General features: G+C 60.5%; 21 protein-coding genes. 15 read left to right on the top strand and 6 right to left on the bottom strand.

Annotated elements, in window-relative coordinates:
* Nucleotides 1–4: 4 nt before the first annotated feature.
* From R1T45_RS19060 to R1T45_RS19050, 3 genes are read right to left on the bottom strand one after another with little or no spacing between them, the layout of a single operon-like run.
* Nucleotides 5–904 carry a carbohydrate ABC transporter permease gene (locus tag R1T45_RS19060; RefSeq protein ID WP_120350314.1) on the bottom strand — a complete coding sequence of 300 codons (900 nt, stop codon included), beginning with the start codon at nucleotides 902–904 and terminating at the stop codon, nucleotides 5–7.
* The gene (locus tag R1T45_RS19055; RefSeq protein ID WP_120350315.1) at nucleotides 897–1769 is read right to left on the bottom strand and encodes a carbohydrate ABC transporter permease; all 873 of its coding nucleotides are present in this window, start codon (nucleotides 1767–1769) and stop codon (nucleotides 897–899) included. The genes R1T45_RS19060 and R1T45_RS19055 overlap by 8 nt, the downstream gene beginning before the upstream one ends.
* Before the next feature lie 55 nt (nucleotides 1770–1824).
* Nucleotides 1825–3069: an ABC transporter substrate-binding protein gene (locus R1T45_RS19050; RefSeq protein WP_120350316.1), complete on the bottom strand. Its 1245-nt coding sequence runs from the start codon at nucleotides 3067–3069 to the stop codon at nucleotides 1825–1827.
* A 225-nt stretch (nucleotides 3070–3294) separates the two neighbouring features.
* On the opposite strand from R1T45_RS19050, the gene R1T45_RS19045 reads away from it, so the two are divergent.
* The 8 genes from R1T45_RS19045 to R1T45_RS19010 all read left to right on the top strand — a co-directional run bounded on the left by R1T45_RS19045 (nucleotide 3295) and on the right by R1T45_RS19010 (nucleotide 11420).
* Nucleotides 3295–4032, top strand: coding sequence for a response regulator transcription factor (locus R1T45_RS19045; RefSeq protein WP_120350317.1), 738 nt, complete (start codon nucleotides 3295–3297; stop codon nucleotides 4030–4032).
* Nucleotides 4029–5477, top strand: a complete 1449-nt coding sequence (locus tag R1T45_RS19040; RefSeq protein ID WP_317389917.1) for a HAMP domain-containing sensor histidine kinase — start codon at nucleotides 4029–4031, stop codon at nucleotides 5475–5477. Before R1T45_RS19045 ends, R1T45_RS19040 begins: the two co-directional genes overlap by 4 nt.
* Nucleotides 5478–6092: 615 nt before the next feature.
* The gene (locus R1T45_RS19035; protein ID WP_120350319.1) at nucleotides 6093–7082 is read left to right on the top strand and encodes a DctP family TRAP transporter solute-binding subunit; all 990 of its coding nucleotides are present in this window, start codon (nucleotides 6093–6095) and stop codon (nucleotides 7080–7082) included.
* Nucleotides 7079–7453 (top strand): cupin domain-containing protein, encoded by a 375-nt coding sequence (locus R1T45_RS19030; RefSeq protein ID WP_240791598.1) that lies wholly within the window; start codon nucleotides 7079–7081, stop codon nucleotides 7451–7453. The genes R1T45_RS19035 and R1T45_RS19030 overlap by 4 nt, the downstream gene beginning before the upstream one ends.
* Nucleotides 7450–7923, top strand: coding sequence for a TRAP transporter small permease (locus R1T45_RS19025; RefSeq protein ID WP_120350320.1), 474 nt, complete (start codon nucleotides 7450–7452; stop codon nucleotides 7921–7923). Before R1T45_RS19030 ends, R1T45_RS19025 begins: the two co-directional genes overlap by 4 nt.
* Entirely contained in the window at nucleotides 7920–9203 is a 1284-nt protein-coding gene (locus R1T45_RS19020; RefSeq protein WP_317389916.1) for a TRAP transporter large permease, read from the top strand. The genes R1T45_RS19025 and R1T45_RS19020 overlap by 4 nt, the downstream gene beginning before the upstream one ends.
* Before the next feature lie 28 nt (nucleotides 9204–9231).
* Complete coding sequence (locus R1T45_RS19015) at nucleotides 9232–10476, top strand: Zn-dependent hydrolase (RefSeq protein ID WP_317389915.1); 1245 nt, start codon at nucleotides 9232–9234, stop codon at nucleotides 10474–10476.
* Nucleotides 10473–11420, top strand: coding sequence for an ornithine cyclodeaminase family protein (locus tag R1T45_RS19010; RefSeq protein WP_317389914.1), 948 nt, complete (start codon nucleotides 10473–10475; stop codon nucleotides 11418–11420). Before R1T45_RS19015 ends, R1T45_RS19010 begins: the two co-directional genes overlap by 4 nt.
* On the opposite strand, the gene R1T45_RS19005 is transcribed toward R1T45_RS19010, so the two are convergent.
* Nucleotides 11402–12334, bottom strand: coding sequence for a LysR family transcriptional regulator (locus R1T45_RS19005; protein WP_317389913.1), 933 nt, complete (start codon nucleotides 12332–12334; stop codon nucleotides 11402–11404). The two genes, R1T45_RS19010 and R1T45_RS19005, sit on opposite strands and share 19 nt — an antisense overlap.
* A 166-nt stretch (nucleotides 12335–12500) precedes the next feature.
* Between R1T45_RS19005 and R1T45_RS19000 the strand changes: the two genes are divergently transcribed.
* The 7 genes from R1T45_RS19000 to R1T45_RS18970 all read left to right on the top strand — a co-directional run bounded on the left by R1T45_RS19000 (nucleotide 12501) and on the right by R1T45_RS18970 (nucleotide 18941).
* Nucleotides 12501–12845 (top strand): RidA family protein, encoded by a 345-nt coding sequence (locus tag R1T45_RS19000; protein ID WP_317389912.1) that lies wholly within the window; start codon nucleotides 12501–12503, stop codon nucleotides 12843–12845.
* A 108-nt stretch (nucleotides 12846–12953) separates the two neighbouring features.
* Complete coding sequence (locus tag R1T45_RS18995) at nucleotides 12954–13568, top strand: RraA family protein (RefSeq protein ID WP_317389911.1); 615 nt, start codon at nucleotides 12954–12956, stop codon at nucleotides 13566–13568.
* A gap of 54 nt (nucleotides 13569–13622) precedes the next feature.
* Complete coding sequence (locus tag R1T45_RS18990) at nucleotides 13623–15155, top strand: ABC transporter substrate-binding protein (RefSeq protein WP_317389910.1); 1533 nt, start codon at nucleotides 13623–13625, stop codon at nucleotides 15153–15155.
* A 72-nt stretch (nucleotides 15156–15227) separates the two neighbouring features.
* Entirely contained in the window at nucleotides 15228–16148 is a 921-nt protein-coding gene (locus tag R1T45_RS18985; RefSeq protein ID WP_120350328.1) for an ABC transporter permease, read from the top strand.
* The gene (locus R1T45_RS18980) at nucleotides 16148–17020 is read left to right on the top strand and encodes an ABC transporter permease (protein WP_132444870.1); all 873 of its coding nucleotides are present in this window, start codon (nucleotides 16148–16150) and stop codon (nucleotides 17018–17020) included. Before R1T45_RS18985 ends, R1T45_RS18980 begins: the two co-directional genes overlap by 1 nt.
* Before the next feature lie 5 nt (nucleotides 17021–17025).
* Complete coding sequence (locus R1T45_RS18975) at nucleotides 17026–18000, top strand: ABC transporter ATP-binding protein (protein WP_120350330.1); 975 nt, start codon at nucleotides 17026–17028, stop codon at nucleotides 17998–18000.
* Entirely contained in the window at nucleotides 17997–18941 is a 945-nt protein-coding gene (locus R1T45_RS18970) for an oligopeptide/dipeptide ABC transporter ATP-binding protein (protein WP_317389909.1), read from the top strand. Before R1T45_RS18975 ends, R1T45_RS18970 begins: the two co-directional genes overlap by 4 nt.
* Before the next feature lie 160 nt (nucleotides 18942–19101).
* Here R1T45_RS18970 and guaD read toward each other — a convergent pair whose 3' ends face one another.
* Both guaD and R1T45_RS18960 read right to left on the bottom strand, forming a co-directional pair.
* The gene (guaD, locus tag R1T45_RS18965; protein WP_317389908.1) at nucleotides 19102–20445 is read right to left on the bottom strand and encodes a guanine deaminase; all 1344 of its coding nucleotides are present in this window, start codon (nucleotides 20443–20445) and stop codon (nucleotides 19102–19104) included.
* 59 nt (nucleotides 20446–20504) lie between these two features.
* Entirely contained in the window at nucleotides 20505–22106 is a 1602-nt protein-coding gene (locus R1T45_RS18960; protein WP_317389907.1) for a xanthine/uracil/vitamin C permease, read from the bottom strand.
* Nucleotides 22107–22139: the final 33 nt, after the last annotated feature.

The following is a 22139-nucleotide window of genomic DNA, read 5'->3' as shown; positions in this document are numbered from 1 at the left end:
TGGTTTATCCTTTCACGGATCCAGCGGTCAGACCGCGGACAAAGTATTTCCCGGCAATCACATAGACCAAGAGGGTCGGCAGACCTGCGATGATCGCGGCGGCCATGTCCACGTTGTATGCCTTGATGCCAGTGGTCGAATTGACGATGTTGTTGAGCGCCACGGTGACGGGCTGGGTGCCTGCCTGACTGAACGAAACGCCGAAGAGGAAGTCATTCCAGATTTGGGTGAACTGCCAGATCACAGTCACCACGATGATCGGCAGCGACAGCGGCAGGAAGATCGACCAGAATATGCGGAAGAACCCCGCGCCATCCACTTTGGCCGCCTTGGTCAGTTCGGACGGGATCGAGACATAGTAATTGCGGAAGAACAGCGTGGTGAAGCCGAGCCCATAGATCACATGAACGAAGATCAGCCCCGGAATGGTGCCCGCCATGCCCATCAGCCCCAGCACCCGCGCCATCGGCAAAAGCACCACCTGAAAGGGGATGAAGCAGCCGAACAACATCAGCGAAAAGAACAGGTTCGCGCCGCGAAAGCTCCATTGTGCCACGACATAGCCGTTCATCGCACCAAGCAGCGTCGAGATTGCCACCGCCGGAAGGGCGATCAGCACAGAGTTCCAGAAGAATGGCCGCACCCCTTCGCATTGGATGCCGGTGCAGGCTTCTGACCATGCCGTGCGCCATGCGGCGAAAGTCACCTCGCGGGGCAGGGCGATCAGATCACCGGTGCGGATCTCCTCAAGGCTTTTCAGCGAGGTCGTCAACATCACGAAAAGCGGCAGCAGGTAGAACAGTGCGAAGAGCACCAGTACGATGTAAAGCACCCACCGTAGGACGATCTTGCCTGTCTGGCGATCCGCCGGGGCCTGCGCCTGAGACATTGAGAGCTCAACCATCTTTGGACCTCAATTCCGAATAAAGATAAGGGACCACGATCGAGAAGACGACGAGCATCATAATCATGGCGGAACTGGCCGCTTGACCGATATCGCCGCGCGAAAACGCCATGGCATACATGTAGGTGGCAGGCAGATCGGTTGCATATCCCGGGCCGCCGCCGGTAAGCGCGATGACCAGATCAAAGCTTTTGACGGCAAGGTGTGACAGCACGATGAAGGCCGACAAGAAGATCGGCGCCATCGCCGGAATGATAATCGCGGTATAAACCCGCCATGTCGGGATACCGTCGACCTGAGCGGCCTTGATGATCTCGCCATCGACGGAGCGCAGACCGGCGAGAAACAGCGCCATCACGAAACCGGAGCTTTGCCAGATTGCCGCGAGGACGATCGTGTAAATCGCCATGTCGGGGTCAACAAGCCAGTCAAAGGTGAAATCTTCAAACCCCCAGCCGCGCACCATGGCCTCAAGACCAAGCCCCGGATTGAGGATCCATTTCCACGCCGTGCCGGTGACGATCATCGACAGCGCCATGGGGTAGAGGTAAATCGTGCGGATCGCGCCTTCGGTGCGGATGTTCTGGTCGAGTAAGATGGCCAGCGCGAGGCCCAGCACCATAGCGATTACGATAAACAAAATACCGAAGACGAAGAGGTTGCCAAAGGCCGTCTCCCAGCGGGGCGACGCAAACAGCCGCTCGTATTGAATGAAGCCTTCGATTTCATATTTTGGCAGCAGGCGCGAGCGCGTCAGCGAGACCCATGCGGTCCAGGCGATGAAGCCGTAGACGAAGATCAGAACTGCGATGAACGAGGGCGCCAGAACCAATTTGGGCGTGTTTTCTTCAAGCCACTTGATCATTTGATTGTCCCGGATTTGGCCTGCCCCCACGAAAACGCGGGGGCAGGAGCAGGCGTTACATGCTGTTCGCGATACCGTCTGCGAGCATCTGGACCGCATCGGCAGAGGACATGTCCGAGTTGAAATGCGCCGTCACCACATCGGTGATCGCACCGGCCTGCGCGCCGCGCAGGGCCATGCCATGTGCATAGCTTGGCAGCAGCGCATCACCGTCGGAACTGGCTTGCATGTCATCGGCGGAAAGACGGGCGCAGTCGTCGAATTCATCCAGCGCTACATCGGTGCGGGCGGGGATCGACCCTTTGTTGAGGTTGAACACCTTTTGGAAGTTCTGACCGACGACCAGTTCAGCAAGCAGTTGCTGCCCGGCTTTCTTGTCTTCGCCATCCACGTCGAACATCGCGAAGCTGTCTACGTTGTAGAGGAAGCCTTCGCCCGGCGCAGAGGCGCAGAGGAAGTCTTCGCCCGGCACTTTGCCTGCGGCCATAAACTCACCCTTGGCCCAGTCGCCCATGATCTGGAAGGCGGCTTCGCCGTTCATCACCATCGAGGTGGCGAGGTTCCAGTCACGGCCCGAGAAGTTGCTGTCGACAAAGCCACGCATGATGCGCATCTGGTCGAACACCGCAATCATAGCATCGGAAGTGAGTGTCTCTTTGTCGAGCTCTACAAAGGCCTTGCGATAGCCTTCTGGCCCGAGGATGCCCAGAGCCACAGCCTCAAAAACCGTGGCGTCTTGCCAAGCCTGTCCACCATGCGCCAGCGGGATGATCCCGGCCTCTTGCAGTTTCTCGGCGGCGGCGTTGAACCCTTCCCAAGTCGTCGGCATCTCAATGCCATTGGCGCTTAGTACTTCTGCATTGGCCCAGATCCAATCGACCCGGTGCACGTTAACGGGTGCGGCACACCATGTGCCTTCACACTTCATATGGCCGGCGATGGAGGCGGGCAGCACCGCGTCCCAGTTGTTGGCTTCAGCAACATCAGAGATATCGGCCAGAACGCCTTCTTCGTACCATTCCTGAATTGCGGGGCCTTTGAGCTGCACCGCCGTCGGCGCATTGCCCGACAGCACGCGGGCGCGCAGTGCGGTCATCGCCGCGTCACCACCGCCACCGGCCACTGGCATATCGGTCCAACTGCCGCCTTTGTCAGCGAATTCTTTTTGCAGAACGGCAACAGATTTGGCTTCGCCGCCAGATGTCCAATAGTGCAGCACTTCGGCGGTCGGTTCGGCAACAGCCGAAGTTGCTACAATCATCGACAGAGCAGAGACTGCCCCAGTTACATAGGCTTTCATTAGATGTCCTCCCGTGGAAATTACGGCCCTCCCAGACCGGATAACGGGAGACTGAGCCTGAAGGGCAAAGCATGCAATGCGGACATAGCGGGTATCTGCGCCCGACATGCATTTATTCCCGCCGCCCGTTACAGCTTGTTACTTAGCCGTGGATTTTGTTGCATCATATTACATAAACGAGGGGCGAGGCAGCGGTATCCCGCGCCAGCCTAAGGAGGAGAGCGGTTGACGATTCCCCGAATTCTGGTGGTCGATGACGACCCCGAAATGCGTCAGATGATGACGCAATTCCTCCGTAAACACGGGACAATCGCGCTGCCCGCTGCCACGGAAGCCGAGGTTGCGGCTCATCTCGAAGGCGGGCGGGTCGATCTGATTTTGTTAGACGTCATGCTGGGGGACGAAAACGGGCTCGATATCTGTGGGCGGCTGCGACAGGAGCAGGACGTGCCGATCATCATGGTGTCGGCCCTTTCGGCAGATCACCAGCGCATGGAGGGCTACGCGGTGGGGGCCGATGATTACATCGCCAAGCCTTTTAACCCCGAACTCCTGCTCGCCCGCGTAAAGGCCGTGCTGCACCGAACGCGGCGGTCGTCTTCGCTGGTGCATCGCCGCAACACCAAGACGTTCACCTTTTCCGGCTGGACCTATGACGCAAAGCACAACGAGGCGCGCTCTCCTACCGGGGTGCAGGTGTCCCTTTCCCGGCGCGAGACTGCCTTGCTGCGGGTGCTTCTTGCAAATCCCCACATACCCCTGACCCGCGAGGAGATCGCCGTCGCGCTTGACGTCACCGGCGAGGCAGAACCGCAGGGCGAAGGACTTGGTCGCGCCATCGACGTGCTGGTCGGGCGGCTGCGCTCAAAGATTGAGGCAGACCCCAAGCACCCCAAATTCCTCAAAACCGAACGCGGGGTCGGCTACGTTTTTGCGGTCGACGTGATGGAACAGGACACGTGATCAAGCGCCGCAGCCTTCGGACGATCGGCAGCCTCCTCGTTATCGCGGCCTTCATAGCGGGCGGGCTTGCCGTCTGGCTTTGGAGCAATTCAAATGCAAGCTGGCGGGCGCATCAGGAGCGGGCCTATGTCGCGGGCATCAACCTTTACTACGCCGTGCAAAACGGCACCGTCCCGGCCGAAGAGGTGCAAATTCGTGCCCTGTCACCGGAAGATCAGGTCCACGCCGCTAACGGGGCCTTTCGCCAGATTTCGCAGGCCCCTCACGCCGCGCGGGTGACCATCGTCTTGATCTCTGCCGACAGCGCCAACAGTCAGACCGGTGCGCCCCTCACCATGGCGATCCTGTCGCCCGACCTTACCTACAAACTGGCCGAGATTCCTAACCGGGCCTATCAAACGGCAGCGGAAAAGGCTGGCGAGGTGTTTCGACTGGTAGCCTCCTATTGCACCGATCCGGTCGTGCTTGCCCAGATGGGCAGCGCCCCGTGGTTTGAGATTGACGGCGCTTCGGTGCTCAACTGCGACGCAGCGCCCGCCGACCATCGCATGTGGGCAGTTCTGCTGGCCGCACTTTCCATGGGGGCGATCCTCACGGTGATCCTGAACCTCTCGGCTGAGTTTTCTCAATTCGCCGAACAATTGCGCAGCCGCCGACGCATCGGTGGCCCGGCGAGCTATGAGTTGCCCGGACCACAAGAATTGCAGGAGATCGTCGCCGCCGTGAACAGTTTCCTCGAAGATGAGCGCCAGCAATTGTCCAGCCGCGCTGCCGTCCTTTCAGGGGTCAGTCACGACCTTGGAACACCCGCCACGCGGCTTCGGCTGCGGACTGCGCTGATCCCGGATTCCGAATTGCGCCAGAAGCTTGAGGCCGATATCGACAGCATGACAGGCATTATCGAAAGCGTGCTGACCTATACGCGGGCCGAGATGAATGTCGAAGCGCCCCGCAAGCTCTCGCTCGGCTCGCTGATCGATTCAATCGTCGCGGACTATCAGGATATGGGCAAGGATGTGACCTTCCGCGAAGGCTCTGACATTATTGTGCAAGGCGCGCGCTCGGTCTTCACGTCGCGGCAGGGCCAAAGCGTATTCGCACCTGACCGGGATGTTACAGTGATGGGGCGGCCGATCTCGCTTGAACGTGCGGTAACAAACCTCATCGAAAACGCCCTCAAATACGGTCGACGCGCCACCGTCGCGTTGGAAGCCGATGCCCAGACGGCAACGATCGTTATCGAAGACGAGGGCTCGGAAAGCTCTGCTGCGGATATGGAAGCTCTGATGGCGCCATTCCAGCGCGGTACCAACACAGCAACGATCGACGGTTATGGCCTTGGCCTTACAATCGTCGCGGCGATTGCGAAAATGCACGGTGGATCGCTGTCGTTCAAGGACACGCCCGTCGGCCTATCCGCCTGCCTTTTGATCGATAGAGGGTGATTAAAGAGGTTAATTGGTGCCGCGTTTGGAACATTCACAGTGACGAAATGCGCGCCGTTGCAATCGCTGCACTTTATCGCGATTGGCAGCATCGCCATAGGCGCAGGTATCTCAACGCCGTTGCGCATTTCATTGCGTTTTATGATGGCGTATTGGTCGATGTCACAAGAGTTCCCAGCACTGATTTCAATCGCGTCCATTGGGGTGGGCACCGCGAATTGACGTTTCGCCCGATCTGTCGACCTTCACTCTTCGGAAATGTTGCGCCATGCATGGCCGGTTTGGTGAAGCTACACTGCAGCGCTCGGCCGTGAAGCGAACGGCAGGTAAGGGCCGGTATTACCTATCAAAGCGAGTAGAAAGTGGCTTGCCAACGTGACACTCGGCAGTCGAATACCCCGCAAGGGCTGGCATTGGCGGCGTGCTTGGCAAACCGGCCCTGAGGAAAATGGTTGCGACGATAGGCGGTGGGCCGATATTCCGACTAACTGGCGCGGCCCCAAGCGTTGAGGAGCATTGGCAAAAGCTCTCCCAACCATAGGCTGGGCCTATTTGCTTGGAATCCGTGATCGGTATTTCTTCTGCGGCAATCAATGCTCAACAGGAGAGACCCAAATGAAAGCCCCCACCACCCTTATCAAAGGCGGCCTGCTGGCGGTTAGCCTTGCGGCCTTTGCACCGGTTGCCGCCTTGGCTGCCGATGTGTCCATCCGACTTGGCCACGTTCTGCCGGAAAGCCACAGCTGGCACACCGCTGCAAGCGGGTTCGCGGACGAAGTGAACAGCCGCACCGAGGGCCGCGTCGCGATTGAGGTCTTCCCTTCAGGCCAACTTGGCAGCGAAAAAGAAGTGATCGAGGGCCTACAATTCGGCTCGGTTCAGGCCGGACTGATCGGCTCAGGCTCGTTTCAAGGGATTGAGCCACGCATGGGGATTATCGAGATGCCCTACGCATGGGGCGCCCGCGAACAGGCGTTTGCCGCGCTTGACGGCGATCTGGGTGCCGCGCTGGCCGAGATGATGGACGCCAAAGGCATCAAGGTTTTGGGTTGGTGGGAAAACGGCTTCCGCAACATCACCAATAATGTCCGCCCAATTGAAAATCCGGAAGACCTCGCCGGTCTAAAAATCCGCGTCACACCAGACAAGGTGCGGCTTGCTACGTTCGAAGGACTGGGCGCTGAGCCCGCACCGCTGTCCTTCGGTGAGCTATATTCAGCGCTGCAACAAGGTCTGTTCGACGCGCAGGAAAACCCGCTGGCGATCATCTACTCGGCCTCTTTCTTTGAGGTGCAGAAGTACGTCTCGCTGTCTGAGCACATCTGGGGGGCCGCGACGCTGACCATGTCGAGCGCGACGTGGGACAAAATCTCGCCCGAGGACCAGACCATCGTGATGGAGGCCGCCACTACTTGGGGTCTGAAACAGCGTGATATGGTTGCCGCCGCGAATGACGAGTTGATTGCGCAGCTTGAAGCGAAGGGCATGGCGTTCAACGAGGTCGACAAGGCTGCCTTTATCGAAGCGGTCGCGCCGATCTGGGAAAGCCAGAAGGACGTCTATGGCGAAGATCTTCTGACCATCCTTGACCAGTACCGCAAATGACCCTGCGGCCTGAAATCACAGAAGTTGCATCGGTGGAGCCGGTGCAACTTTTCGACTTTACACAGAAAGTGCTGTTTTCACCGGCGGCACGCGGAGAGGGCTTTATCAAGCTTTCCGTGACCACCGGCCGAAAGGGGGCGAAGTCCACCGCGCACAGCCATCCCCGTGACGAGGTTACGCTGACACTTAAAGGAGAGGCGATCCTACGGGCAGGGGGCGAGGAATACCATATGACCGAAGGCACCGCCGTACGCCTGCCGCCGGGGCTCGATCACACGGTCGAGGTGATCTCAGACGAATGGGTCGTTGTCGCGGCCTATTGCGACGAATGCATGCTCTGTCGCGGACCGGAAGGATTTCTGAAACCATGACACTCGGGACCGGGTCGCTGCGCGCGGCCACTTTGATCGACCGTGCTGCGCGCTGGTTTGGCGCCGCTCTGGTGGCGGGGTTTGCCGCGATGGTCGTCTACGTCGTCATCTCGCGCTACCTGTTTTCCTCCACACCGCGTTGGGCTGAGGAACTGCCCCGGCTGGCGTTGGTCTGGCTCACCTTCGTGGGCGCGATCTCGGGCTTTGTGCGCGGCTCGCATTTTCGCGCCGGGCTGCTCGACCTGATCGTCATGCCGCCGATGCTGCGCCGTGGGCTGGCCGTTCTTGCCTGGCTGGCGAGCTTTGTTTTTCTGGTGGTGTTTATCTGGACGGGCTGGAAACTGACCGGGATCACTTGGTCACACCAGACGACCGCACTCTCGCTACCCGTAGGTCTGTTCTACCTCTCCCTGCCGGTCTGCTGCGGTCTCGCCCTTCTGGGCCTCATCCTGAAAGGGGGCCGGACTTGAGCCTTGCGCTTGCTCTTCTTCTCGTGGTCTTCGTTGTATTGGTGCTGCTGGACGCGCCGATTGCCGTCGCGTTGGGCTTGTCGTCGATGTTCTACCTGCTGATTGCCGATGCTGCGCCGATGATCGTTGTGGCCCAGCGGGCCGTGGCAGGGATCAACAGCTTTACGCTGCTGGCAATCCCACTGTTTCTTTTGGCCGGGCTGTTAATGGTCCATGGCGGGCTCGCACCCCGGATCATTGCACTGTGTTCGGCGCTCATCGGGCGGCGCACCGGCGGGCTGGCGATGGTCATGATCATTGCTTGCATGATGTTCGGCTCGCTTTCCGGGTCTGGCGTGGCCGATGTGGTGGCGATCGGGACGATGATGCTGCCTGCAATGCGCGACCAAGGCTATGCGCCGGGGTTCAGCGCGGCAGCTCTGGGCTGCGCGGGGTCGCTCGGCACCGTGATACCGCCTTCAATCGTGCTGATCGTCTATGGCACCGCCACCAACAGCTCAATCGGCCAACTTTTCGTGGCCGCGATCATACCCGGCATCCTTCTGGGCCTCGGGCTGATGTTGGTAGCGTGGTGGATTTCGCGCCGCAACGGATGGCAGGGCGGAGAGCCGTTTTCTTGGGGTGAACTTGGCCGTGCCGCAAAGGGCTCGATCCTCGCGATGCTAGCGCCGATCATCATTGTCGGTGGGATCCGACTGGGGATATTTACCCCGACCGAAGCTGCGGGCATCGGCGTGGCCTATGCGCTTTTTATCGGCATTTTTGTCTATCGCGTGCTGAGCCTCAAGATGCTGGCCCAACTCTTGCGTGAGACTACGGAAATGACCGGTGTGATCTTGCTGGTGATTGCCGCGGCGTCGGTCTTTGGCTGGATCCTCGCTGCCGAACAGGTGCCGCAGATGGCCGTTGCAGGGATCACGCAGGCGACCGAAAGCGGCACTGTTGCCTTGCTGATGATGATGGCGGTCTTGTTGATCCTCGGCACGTTCATGGAAAGCATCGCGATCATTCTGATCCTCGCGCCGGTCTTCCTGCCAATCCTTGGCCACTACGGTATCGACCCCGTCTACTTTGGCATTTTGCTGACCATCAACCTTGCCATCGGCGCGAACACCCCACCGCTTGGCATTGACCTGATGGCCGCCTGTCGTGTGGGGCAAATTCCGCTTAGCGACTCGTTTAAATACCTCGTGCCGCTGCTTGGCGTGATGGTCGGCGTGTTGCTGCTTCTTGTCCTGTTTCCTGCTCTAATTACCGATCTTCCGGGCCTCCTGTTCTGATCCCGGCTCTCAAGAAAGAAAGTTTCTCATGTCAATAACTCCCGATACCCGCGTTGACCTCGATCGGTTCTGGTCGACCATTGAAGCCTCGGCAGAGATCGGCAAAGGCCGCCCGGGCGGGTTGTCGCGCCTGACGCTGAGCGATGACGACCAAGCCATGCGAGACCTGTTTCGTAGCTGGTGCGAAGAGGCAGGGCTGAGCGTCGAGGTGGACGCCGTCGGCAATATCTTTGGTCGCCGCGACGGCACCGATAACGACCTGCCGCCGATCCTGATCGGCAGCCATCTCGACACCCAGATTAACGGCGGGCGCTTTGATGGCATCGCAGGCGTGCTGGCCGGGCTGGAAGTGATCCGCAGCCTCAACGATGCGGGCCATGTCACCAAACGCCCTATCGTCGTTGTCGATTGGACCAATGAGGAAGGCGCGCGGTTCTCGCCGCCGATGGTCGCGTCGGGTTGTTTCATCGGAAAATACGATATCGATTGGGTGCATGACCTAGTCGGCGACGATGGCGCGCGCTTTGGGGATGAGCTGGAGCGGATCGGCTACAAGGGCGACCGCGCCTGCAATGCGGGGGAGATCGACGCCTATTTCGAGCTGCATATCGAGCAGGGGCCGATCCTTGACGCAGAAAATAGGCAGGTCGGAATCGTCACCGGCGGTTACCCTGTGCGCGGCATGCGGGCGTCTTTCAAGGGCCAGACCTCGCACACCGGGCCGACGCCGATGGATCTGCGCAAGAACGCACTGGCGGCAGGGGCGCGCTGGCTGACGGCGGTGGACGACATTGGCTGGGATTTCGCGGTTCATGACGGCAAGGCCACCGCCGCACGGTTGACCGCCTGGCCCAATAAACCGGGCATCCTGTCGGACAAGGCCGAGGCGGTTTGCGACGTCCGGCACCCCGATCCGATCACGACCCGTGCGATGGCGGAAAAGATGCGCCGTGCGCTTTATGAATCCGCTGCGCGCTGTGGTTGCGAGGCGCAGATCGAAGATGAATGGGAATGGGGTGGCGACATCTTCGATCACGAGATGATCGACGGCATCCGCGATGAGGCGATCCGAATGGGTTTCAACTGGCGGGATATCCATAGCCAAGCAGGCCATGACGCCTATTTCCTTGCCACCCATTGCCCGACCGCGATGATCTTCACGCCCTGCGAAAACGGCATCACCCACAATAACGAAGAAGATTGCACGCCCGAGAATTTCGTCGCCGGGCTGAATATCTTGCTGCATGCCGTCGTCAATCGGGCCGATCGATGAGCGCATTGATCGGACATGAGGCGCTTGAAGCCGCGCTGGGCTGGCCCGATCTGATCGGGCAATTGCGCGACTGGTACTGCGGCAACGCGGTGCAGGCCCCGGACCGGCAGGTGCTGAGCATCGCTCAGCCCGATGGCAGCGAAGCCTCGCTTCTGATCATGCCCGCATGGGTTCCGGGTGAAAGCATCGGCGTCAAGGTGGTGACCTTTTTTCCCGGCAACGCCGCCAAAGGGTGCCCGACGATCAATGCAGGGTATCTGTTGTTTAATGGCGAAACCGGACAGATGCAGGTGGCGCTGGATGGCGACGCATTGACCGCGCGGCGCACGGCGGCGGCCTCGGCACTGGCGGCGGATTTCCTCGCACGTAAGGACGCCCGTCATTTGCTGATCGTCGGCACCGGGCAGCTTTCGCTCGCCGTGGCGGCGGCGCATTGTGCGGTGCGGTCTTACACAACGGTGTCGATATGGGGGCGCAGCCGCGAAAAGGCGGTGGCTGTCGCCGAAGCGCTCCGCGCACAGGGTCTGCCTGCGCAAGCCGCGCGTGACCTCGAAGTGGCGTGCCGAGCCGCGGATGTGACCAGCACAGTCACCGCCTCGACAGCGCCGATCATCCATGGCCACTGGCTCAAACCCGGCAGTCACCTTGACCTGATTGGTGCCTTTAAGGGTGATATGCGCGAAAGCGACGATCAGGCGATCACGCAGGCGGAGCTGTTCGTTGATCTGCGCGCCGGGGCCTCGCTGGCGGGTGACCTTGCTCAGCCGCTGGACGCAGGGCAGATCACGCCGGGCCACATCCGTGCCGATCTGGCCGAATTGTGCCAAAGGGCGCATCCGGGCCGGAGGGATGACACAGCACGCACCGTTTTCAAATCCGCAGGCATGGCGCTTCAGGACTTGGCTGCGGCCAACCTAGCGCGCGATCACGCCATATCGGGGTAAAGCGCCAGTAGTTCCTCCGCGATATCGACGAATTTCTGCTCCGAGGGCGACAGCTTCTCTCTCGGGGCATGCACGAGATAGACATCGGCGCCGATGGCCTCATCGGTGATCTTGAGCGGCCAGAGATCGCCGCGCCGGATGTCGTCCTGCGCGGTCATCAGCGGCAGGATGCCAACGCCAAGGCCGGCCACGATCATCCTGCGAACCTCTTCGATGTTGGTGCTCAGCCCGTTGATGCGGCTGCCCAGCCGGGTGCCTTCGCGCAGAACCGACATCGGCTCGAGCCCCATGCCTTCGGTGGCGCAGGCGAAGCTGATGAAGGGCTCGTGCCTGAGATCCCGCAGTGCCACGGTCTCCTGCCCGAAGAGCGGATGCTCGGCACCGCAGAAGACAAGGAACTCTTCTCGAAATAGGCGGATCGACGGCAGATTGACCAACGGTTTGGCCAAGAGGCAAAATCCGATCGTGCCGCGCCCCTGTTGGATCGAGCGGACGATGGACTGGCTGTTCTGGACCTCGCTTTGAAAGGCCACGGAAGGATAGCGCTGATGATAAAGCCGCAGCAACTCGTCCAACATCGGTGACACCAGATTGCTGATGATCTGATACCGGACCTGCCCCCGTTCCTCTTCTTCAGCATTGCGCACCAGAAGGTTGATCCGCTCGGCACTGTGAAAGATATCGCGGCATTCCTGAAAAATCTTGTCGCCGCGTGTCGTCAGTTCGAAATGGCGGCTGTCGCGGAAGACCAACTGGCAATCGAGTTGTGCTTCGAGCTTTTGCAGCGCATTGCTGACCGAAGGCTGGCTTAGGCCCAGCTGCCTGGCCGCCTTGGTGATGCTCTGCTCTTTCGCAATCATGTAGAACATGCGCAGCAGGTTCCAGTTCAGGTCGGATTGCGATTGGGTGATCATGGGGGCGACTCGATTTTGTTCGGGTTGGCTGAGAATGCCCTATTTTTGGTCACTGGCCACATAGTCAATGCGAATGCCTGTGATTGACAGCGCCTATGTGGCGCAACTGTGCGCTTCGCCCGCCGTCGGATAGGCTTGCCGCTCATTTAATCGGAAAGCGAAAAGCATGAGCATCATACGACTGCACCCAGGCCCGCGCATGAGCCAGGCCGTCATTCACAACAACACCGTCTACCTCGCCGGCCAAGTCGGCACCGCCGGTGCGGATGTCGCCACCCAAACCCAGGACTGCCTGAATGCCATCGACCGCCTGCTGGATGAGGCAGGCAGCAGTAAATCCAAGCTGTTGCAGGTTATTATCTGGCTGGACGACATGGCAGATTTCCAAGAGATGAACGCGGTTTACGACGCATGGATTGATCCTGCCAATCCGGCCGCGCGCGCTTGTGGCGAGGCCAAACTGGCCACGCCTGACTACAAGGTGGAATTCATCGTCACCGCGGCGGTCTGAGCACCGCATCCCGGCCCGGGGGTTATGCCTGTCATAACTCCCGGCTATTTGACCCATTAGCTCTCTCGCCGCCATCCTTTTCCTAGAAAACAGGCGACAGGACAGAGCATGACATCCCAACTCGACCTCTCGGACATCGAAACGGCGACGCTGGGCCATTTCCTTGAAACCGGCTTCATGGCGCCGTCGCTGCAGGGGCTGTTGCCCGGCCGTCGGGTATTTGGCCCGGCGCTGACCGTGCGCATACAAGGCGACGATGGCGCGATGCTCACCGATGCACTCTCTGCCGCGAAACCCGGTCAGGTCATTGTCATCGACCGTTGCGGCGATCTGCGCCATGCCTGCTGGGGCGCGGTTACCACCGCCGCCGCCAAGGCGCGCGGCGTGGTGGGCGCGGTGATTGATGGCTTTGTCACCGACCGGTCCGCCATAGAGCACGAAGACTTCCCCGTCTGGTGCCGCGGTCGCTCGCCAATCACCACCAAGCCGCGCCGGCTTGGCGGCGACTTCAACGTGACCGTGGGCTGTGGCGGTGTCTCCGTCCGGCCTGGCGACATGATCCTCGCCGACGAAAACGGCGTTGTCGTGCTGGACAAGAAACAGGCCGCAAACCACGCGGCGCGCGCCCGCAAGATGCAGGAAGACGAGGTCGGGATTCTCGAACGCCTGCGCGCGGGCGAGACACTGGCCGACATCACGCGGGGCGCAAAGCAGCCTTCCTAGAACCGGAAAACCGGCACCACCTTTCTTCACTTCACTCAACCGACAGAGAGACCCATGATTCAAACTGTATCTAGAAAACGTTTCACCGGGATGGCGGCGCTTGCCGCCAGCACAGCGCTGATGCTGGGCACGCCCGCATTGGCCGACAAGGCATCCAATACGCTCAACGTGGCCTTCGCCGCCGAACCCGAGCCGCTTGACACCTATAAGATCGCCGGTCGTCAGGGCCTGATCCTCGCGCGGCACATCTATGACGGGTTGCTTTACAAGAACCTCGACACGGGAGAGATCGTGCCCGCCTTGGCGGAATCTTGGGAATTCACCGGCCCGCTGACGATGGAGTTCACTCTGCGTCAGGGTGTGAAGTTCCACAATGGCGCCGATTTCACCGCCGCCGACGTGGTCGAAACGCTCAACACCGTGATCACCCCGGAATACGGCACCCGCTATTCGATTTCGGTCGACTGGATCGACAACGTCGAGATGCTGGGCGATTACAAGGTGCGCATCAATATGTCCAAGCCCTTTGCCGGCGCGGTCGAGATGCTGGCCGATGCGCTTCCGATCTATCCGCATGAGTTCTTTGCTGAAAACGGGTCTGCCGGGATAGCCGCCACGCCGATCGGCACCGGGCCGTACAAGCTGGTGAGCCAAGAGCCGGGCATTCGATACGAGATGGAGCGGTTCGAAGATCACTACGCCGGCAGCCCCAAGGGTGGCGCGACCATCGACAAGATCACCGTCCGTACCATCCCCGAAATGAACACCCAGTATGCCGAGCTGATGTCGGGCTCGCTTGACTGGATCTGGCGCATTCCCCCGGATCAGGCGTCGCGTCTGGAAGGCCGGGTTCAAATCATCAGCGCGCCGATCATGCGCATCGGATATGTGGGTTTTGCTCCAGAAGCGATGGCAGGCGACACGCCGATTGCCGACAAGAAGGTACGTCAGGCGCTAATCCATGCCACCAACCGAGGCGCGATTGTCGAAGCTTTCGCGGGCGGCGCCTCCGAGGTGCTGAATACCCCCTGCAACCCGGCCCAATTCGGGTGCGCGCAGGACGTTGCGGCCTATGAATACGACCCGGAGAAAGCCAAGGCTCTGTTGGCCGAAGCAGGCTATGAAGACGGCTTCGAGATGGAAATGGTGTTTGCCGCCATGCCCCGCCCGACGGCCGAGGCTGTGGCTGCGGACCTCGCGAATGTCGGCGTGACGCTGGAGTTGAACGAACAGCAATATTCCTCGGGTATCGGCAAGTGGCGCGCCAAGGAGCTTCCGGCGTTCTTTTCGAACTGGGGCAGCTACGGCATTGGCGACACGGCGTTTATCCTGTCGAACTTCTTTGGCGGCGGCGCGGACGATCTTGTGCAGGACGCCGAACTGGCTGAATGGCTGACCGAGGCCGATACCGCATCCGACCGCGAGGTGCGCGCCGAGAACTACGCCAAGGCCGTCAAGAAGGTCGCGGACGAGGCCTATTGGATGCCGATGTACAACTTCAACGTCAACTACGGGCTGTCCAACGATCTGAACTTCACCCCGCACCCCGACGAGTTCGCCCGTTGGTGGGCGGCCAGCTGGAAATAGGCTGACCCCTCCTGCGGAACAGGGCCGGGCGGACCGCTCCCCACTGTCCGGCCCCTATTAATGGAAAGACCGATGCTCTCTTTCATCTCCAAACGCTTGGCCGTGGCGCTGCTGGTCTGTTTGACCGTTTCAGCGCTGAGCTTCGGGCTGATGTTCCTGTCGGGCGACCCGGCGATTGCCATCGCGGGCTCCGGCGGCAGGGCCGAGGACGCCGAGGCGGTCCGTATCGCCTATGGCTTCGATAGGCCGCTGATTGTGCAATATCTCGATTGGATCGGCAGCGCGCTGACCGGAAATCTGGGGCAGAGCATTTATTTCAACGTGCCGGTGACCGAAATCATCGGCAACCGTGTCGGCGTCACCCTGACGTTGGGGTTCGTCTCCTTCATCGTTGCCTTGGTGATCGCCGTGCCCTTGGGCGTCGCGGCGGCGCTGAGGCCGAATGGCTGGATTGACCGCCTCGCGCTGGTGATCGCCGTCTCGGGACAGGCGATCCCGAGCTTCTGGCTGGGGCTCATGGCCATCGTCGTCTTCGGCGTCTGGTACGGCATGGTGCCGATTTCAGGTGCGGACACGTGGCAGGGCTACATCCTGCCGGTAATCGTGCTGAGCTATTACGCCATTCCAGAACTTATGCGGATCACCCGCTCGGGCATGATCGATGTGCTGGCCACAGAGTACGTCCGAGCGGCCAAAGCCAAAGGGCTGCCAATGCACTTGGTGATTTCACGCCACGCGCTGCGCAACGCGGTGCTGCCGCTGGTATCGCTGGCGGCCGTGCAACTGGGCCAGCTTCTGTCCGGGTCCATCGTGATCGAGAGCGTTTTTGCGCTGAACGGGCTGGGGCGGCTGGCTTGGGAATCGCTGCTGCGCAGTGACCTGCCGGTGATGCAGGCGATTATCCTGATCCTGTCGCTGCTCTACGTCGTTCTGACCACACTGGCCGACATTCTAAACGCTGTACTTGATCCGCGCCTGCGGGGGGCTTCCTGATGTCCGAAGTCACCATGGAAACCGCACGGCCCAGCCTTTGGCGCAAGATGCGCGGCAATACCGGGGCGCTGATTGGCGGCACGCTGCTGGCGGGGATCATTCTGATCGCGCTGTTGGCGCCGTTGCTCGCCCCGCATGACCCGATCGCGCAGGACCTGACGCGCCGCCTTCTGCCGCCGTTCTGGCATGACCGTTCCGTGCCCGAACACCTTCTGGGCACCGATCACCTTGGCCGCGACTACCTGTCGCGCCTGATCTATGGCGCGCGGGTGTCTCTGGGTGTGGGGCTGGGGGTTATCCTCGTCTCGGGTGCCATCGGCATCACGCTGGGCCTTCTTGCAGGTTATTTTGGCGGCTGGATTGACATGGTTATCAGCTTTGCCATCACAACCCGGCTGTCGCTGCCCATCGTGCTGATCGCACTGGCGGCGGTGGCACTTGGCGGCGCGTCGCTGATCACGCTGATCACGGTTCTGGGTCTGCTGCTCTGGGATCGGTTCGCCGTCGTCACCCGCGCTGCCGCACAAAGCCTTCGACATCAGGAATTCATCATGGGCCTGCGGGCCATCGGGGCGAGCCGAACCCGCATCCTATTCCTCGAGATTCTGCCCAACATGCGCGCCACGATCCTTGTCGTCGTCTCGCTGGAGGTCGCAAACGTGATCCTTCTGGAAGCCGCGCTCTCCTTCCTCGGGCTGGGGGTGCGCCCACCGACGCCAAGCTGGGGGCTGATGATTTCCGAGGGTCGCGACAATATTCTGTTTGATCCGTGGCTGATCGCCCTTCCCGGATCGGCGCTCTGTCTGCTGGTGCTGGCTGTGAACCTCTTTGGCGACGGACTGCGCGATATAACGGGACCTGCACGGAAATGACCGAGATGATGCTTGATATTCGCAACCTGCGCGTTTCGATCCCCACCGACCGGGGCATCTTGAACGCGGTTCGCGGGGTGGATCTGCAAATTGCCAAGGGCGAGACGCTCTGCCTTGTGGGCGAGTCGGGCTGCGGCAAATCGCTGACCGCGACCTCGATCATGGGACTGCTGCCGCGCTACGCCAAGGTCACATCCGACCGCTTTCAGATGGCGGGTCAGGACCTGACCACGAGGACCGATGGCAAGCTGGCAAAGCTGCGTGGCCGTGACGTTGCGATGATCTTTCAGGATCCGACCAGCGCGCTGAACCCGACGCTGACCATCGGGCGACAGCTGACCGAAGGCGTCGTGCGCCACGAAAAGCTGAGCCGTAAGGACGCTGACACCCGCGCCATCGAGATGCTCGACCGCGTGGGCATCGCCAATCCGGCGGCGCGCCTGACGCAATATCCGCACGGGTTCTCCGGCGGCCAACGCCAGCGCATCATGATCGCTTCGGCGCTCATGGGGCGGCCCGGACTGCTGATCGCGGACGAGCCGACGACCGCGCTGGATGTAACCATTCAAGCCCAGATCTTGGCGCTTCTGGGCGAGCTGCAAAGCGATCTTGGCCTATCGCTTTTGCTAATCACGCATGATCTGGGCGTGGTCGCGGCCATCGCTGACGATGTCGCGGTGATGTACGCCGGACGCATCGCCGAACGCGCGCCCGCCGCTGACCTCTTTGCCGCGCCGCGCCACCCCTATACCCAAGGCCTACTTGCTGCGATCCCGGTGCCGGGCGTCACCCCGCGCGGGAGCGAATTGCCCGCCATTCCGGGGCGCGTGCCGGGGCTGATCGGCACAATGCAGGGCTGCGCCTTTCGCGACCGCTGCGCCCTTGCGGGACCGGGCTGCATCAATGACCCGGTGCCGCGCGTCGACACCGGTCCCGGCCATTTCGTTGAATGTGTCAAGGCAGCGGAGGTGGCAGCATGACGCCCCCCATGATCCGAATGACCAACATCCGCAAAGCCTACCGTCTGCGCCGCGGCATGTTCGCTCCGACCGAGGAGCTGGTGGCGGTCAACGACCTGTCGCTTGAGGTGTCCGAGGGCGAAACGCTTGGGCTCGTCGGCGAATCCGGTTGCGGCAAAAGCACGGCGGTCAGCATTATGCTGGGCCTGTTGCAGCCAGACCAAGGCGAGGTCGAGATCGCGGGCCAGAAGATCGGCGCCATGCCGGTGGCCGACCGCGTGCGGCTGATCCAACCGGTGTTTCAGAACCCCAATGCCTCGCTCAACCCGGTCAAGCGCATTCAGACCCTCGTCGGCCAGCCGCTGCGCCTGCACGGCGGCACAAATGTCGACGCCGAGGTCAAGCGAATGCTCGATCTGGTGGGGCTGCCCGCGCGATTGGCCGATGCCTATCCCGGCGAGCTTTCGGGCGGGCAAAGGCAGCGTGTCGCCATCGCCCGCGCGCTCATCCTCGGCCCACGTGTGCTGATCTGTGACGAGCCTACCTCGGCACTTGATGTCTCGGTACAGGCGCAGATCATCAATCTGCTGCTTTCGCTCAAGAAAGAGCTTGGCCTCACGATGGTTTTCGTCAGCCACAATCTGGCCGTGGTCGAGCATTTGGCCGACCACGTGGCTGTCATGTACCTTGGGCAAAAGATTGAAGAAGCCGGAACCGATACACTTTTCGAAAATCCCTGCCATCCCTATACACGTGCCCTTCTTGCCGCGACCTTGTTGCCGGACCCACAGGTAGGGCTGCCGGAACAAAAGCTGGGCGCGGCGGCGGCGGACCCGTTTGCCGCACGCCGCGGGTGCCTTTTCGCGCCGCGCTGTCCGGATGTGCGGGAAGGCTGCGTCAAAGGCCCGCAAGAGCTCCGGGAGTTGCGCGACACCCATGTCAGGTGCGAGCGGGCGGCATGACGTCGTGTTCCTTCTGCGGCTGAACCACGCCGGTGAGCATTTCGGCAAAGCGCTGTTTTGCTTTGCATGCAGGAACGAGACCCGCAGCCCCGAGCCCTTCGCCAAACATAAGGGCAGGCTGCGGTAAATCGCGATCAATCGGCAGAACCTGCGCGAGGCGCTAGGCGGTAATCCCCCCACTGAAGCGGACCACCCCTGCAGGCCGGTCTTGGCAAGCTTTTTGAGCAACGCCACTCACGTAGACTTCTTCGACAGCGCGGTCGTCCCCCATGATTTGCAGCACGAACAACTCCTCCGCGAGGCTCTCGGCGCGCTCCATGCGCAGGGCCATCGCGCTTGTGGCAGATGAGTTCAAGATCACAACGTCTGCCTCTGTTCCCGATGCCAACGTACCGATTTTGTCCTCCAGACCCAGAACATTGGCGTTGCCTCGTGTCGCCCAATCGAAAGCTTGGAGCGGATGCATAGATTGCCCCTGTAGCTGCAGAACTTTATAGCCCTCCTTCAGGGTTTGGAGCATCGAATAGCTTGTGCCCGCGCCCACGTCCGTCGCAATCCCGCTCTGAACGCCACGCGCAGTTAGGTTGGGATGATCAAACAGACCGCTGCCGAGAAAAAGGTTCGAAGTGGGGCAGAACACGGGATGCGCGCCGGTTTCCGCCAGCGCGTCAACCTCTCTAGGTTCGAGATGAATGGCGTGCCCTAACAGTGTGTTGTCCCGCAACAGGCCGTAGGACTGGTACACATCCAAATAATCACGCGCCTGCGGATAGAGCTCTCTGGTGAAGGCGATTTCATCTTTGTTTTCGGACAAATGCGTCTGGATGTGGCAGTCAGGATGCTCCGCACCGAGCGCCATCGCCGTTTCCATCTGCTCTGGCGATGACGTGATGCCGAACCGGGGCGTTATGACATAGCCGTTCCGGCCTTTGCTGTGCCATTCGGAGATCAACGCCTTTGTTTCATCATACCCTTTCTGCGGCGTGTCGAGAAGATCGGCTGGCGCATTGCGGTCCATCAAGACCTTACCGCCCAGCATCCGCAAATTGCGCCGCGTCGCTTCTGAGAAAAAAGCATCCGCCGAGGTCTTGTGAACCGAACAATATGCGGCGGCGCTGGTCGTGCCATGCGCAACCAACTGGTCAAAGAACGCCTGTGCCATGCGGTGACTGTGGTCTTCGCAGGCAAAGCGCGTTTCTTCCGGGAAAGTGTAATTGTTGAGCCAGTCCAGCAGTTGCGAACCCCATGAGGCGATCACCTGCACCTGCGGAAAGTGAATATGGGTGTCGATGAAACCTGCCATCATCAAATGAGGGCGGTGATCCGTGATCGGCACATCGGGGGCTTTGGCCAATATACTGTCCAAGGGACCACTGCCTTGAATGATGCCATCGCTGATCAACAAACCGGCATCTTCAAGGTAGGTGTAAGCTTGGGTATCAGAGCCATCTTGCGGCGCGCGGTGAAAGGTCAACAGGCGACCGCGAAGCAGTTTTTGGGTCATAGGTTTCTCAAATCTAGGGAAGAGTTTAGAGGGGCGGCGACCTGCCGCCCATCGTTTGGTTACGCCTGATGGGCGGGCATATCTTCGTCCATGAAGTCTGGCTCATCGGGCACAACAATGCGGTGCTCTAGGTCCTCTTTCGGTGCGACCAACGGATATAGGTACATGAAGGCGCCGACGATCAAGTAGCCTATGGTGATCGGGTCCAGCTGCGGCAGTTGCAGCTTGTAGGAATGAATGATCCCGACCGACGACATCAAAGACGCTGCGATTGCAAAACCGCCTGCCATTTTGAAGCGGCCGTCAATGATGTCAGCGACGATCGCACCCCAGATAAGTCCGGTGATAATCGCCCCCTGACTAAGCGCCAGATGGCCTTCGTAATGCGCGCCTTCCATCAAAAGCGCAGCGGTGAGCGCTTCGTCACCCAAAGATGGCAGACCCTCAACGCCGGAACTGCGCAGGGCATTCATCAACGAACCCCATTTGGTCACCAAGAAGGCCGAGATATGCGGCAGGATGGCGAAGGACACGGCGGCCATATGCATCGGCTTTACCGCCCATGCCGTATTGGTGATCAGGCTGACGGATACGAAGACCAAGACCGGTGCGGCCGCGGCAACCGGGATCAGACCCGCAAGGAACGACAAGAGCCCGACAAATGCGGCAGCGGCGATGACGACAGCAACACCAATGATATAGCCCGCATGTGCATCAAGCCGTTTGTAGGCGGGATGGCCGATGTAGACAGTCGTCGGAAAGGGCGATCCAAAGAGTGCGCCCAGCATCGTGCCCGCCCCATCGGTAACCTGACACAGACCGACCGGATAGTGGTCGCCTGCCGCTTCCGCAGATTCCACGTTGTTCATGGTTTCGATGAAGTTGTAGATCTGCACCGGGATCAGCACGAGGAACAGTTCAGGGTTCGCGAACAGGTACTGAATGCCGGCAAGCAGATCGCCGATGTAGGGAACCGGCGGGTAGAACCCGATTCCGCTCACGTCAACTTTGGACTCCCCCAAGACAATGGCGATCACTGTACCCGCAGCGATTGCCACCAGACCGGCAGGCAAGTTGCCCGGAAGGCGAAACCGTCCGATCAGCCCCCATAGGATGAACAACAACGACGTGAAGGCGATGATCGGGCTTTCGAAAATCTGCGCCAAGGGCACCGAGCCGATAAACACAAGCGCGATGCCGCATAGGGTGCCCAGCATGCCCGCGCGCGGCGTGATCTCTTTCAACCACGGCCCGACGATAGCCCCAAGTGCAGCGACGACACCGCCCATGAAGCCAGCCCCGATGCCGACCTGCCATGCCAGCAACGGGTCGTTCGTGGCCCAGTAGATTGGCCCGATGACTCCGAACAGATAGACGAACATCACGGGTGTCGAGATGCCATAGGGCAGGGCGGTCACGTCTTTGCCCTGTTTGTTGGCTGCCCATTTGGCCATATAGGTATAGACCGCAACACCGGCCAAAATGGCGATGGCCGCGCCGGGTACGATGCGGCCAAAAACGATCTCGGGTGGCATCTGAAACACGAACTGGCAAACGCCAGTCAGGATCAGCAAGTTCACAAGGTTGTCGGTAAATAACGCCCAAAAAGCGTTGAAATCGCTGCGTGCAAACAGCTTGTAGTTAAAAGTCCTCCCGTCCATGACGGTCTCCTCCACTGATAGGGCGGAACGCCT

It is taken from the genome of Sulfitobacter sp. LC.270.F.C4 (genome assembly GCF_032922545.1).
Taxonomy (GTDB): domain Bacteria; phylum Pseudomonadota; class Alphaproteobacteria; order Rhodobacterales; family Rhodobacteraceae; genus Sulfitobacter; species Sulfitobacter profundi.
This window is presented reverse-complemented; position numbering and strand designations above follow the sequence as displayed.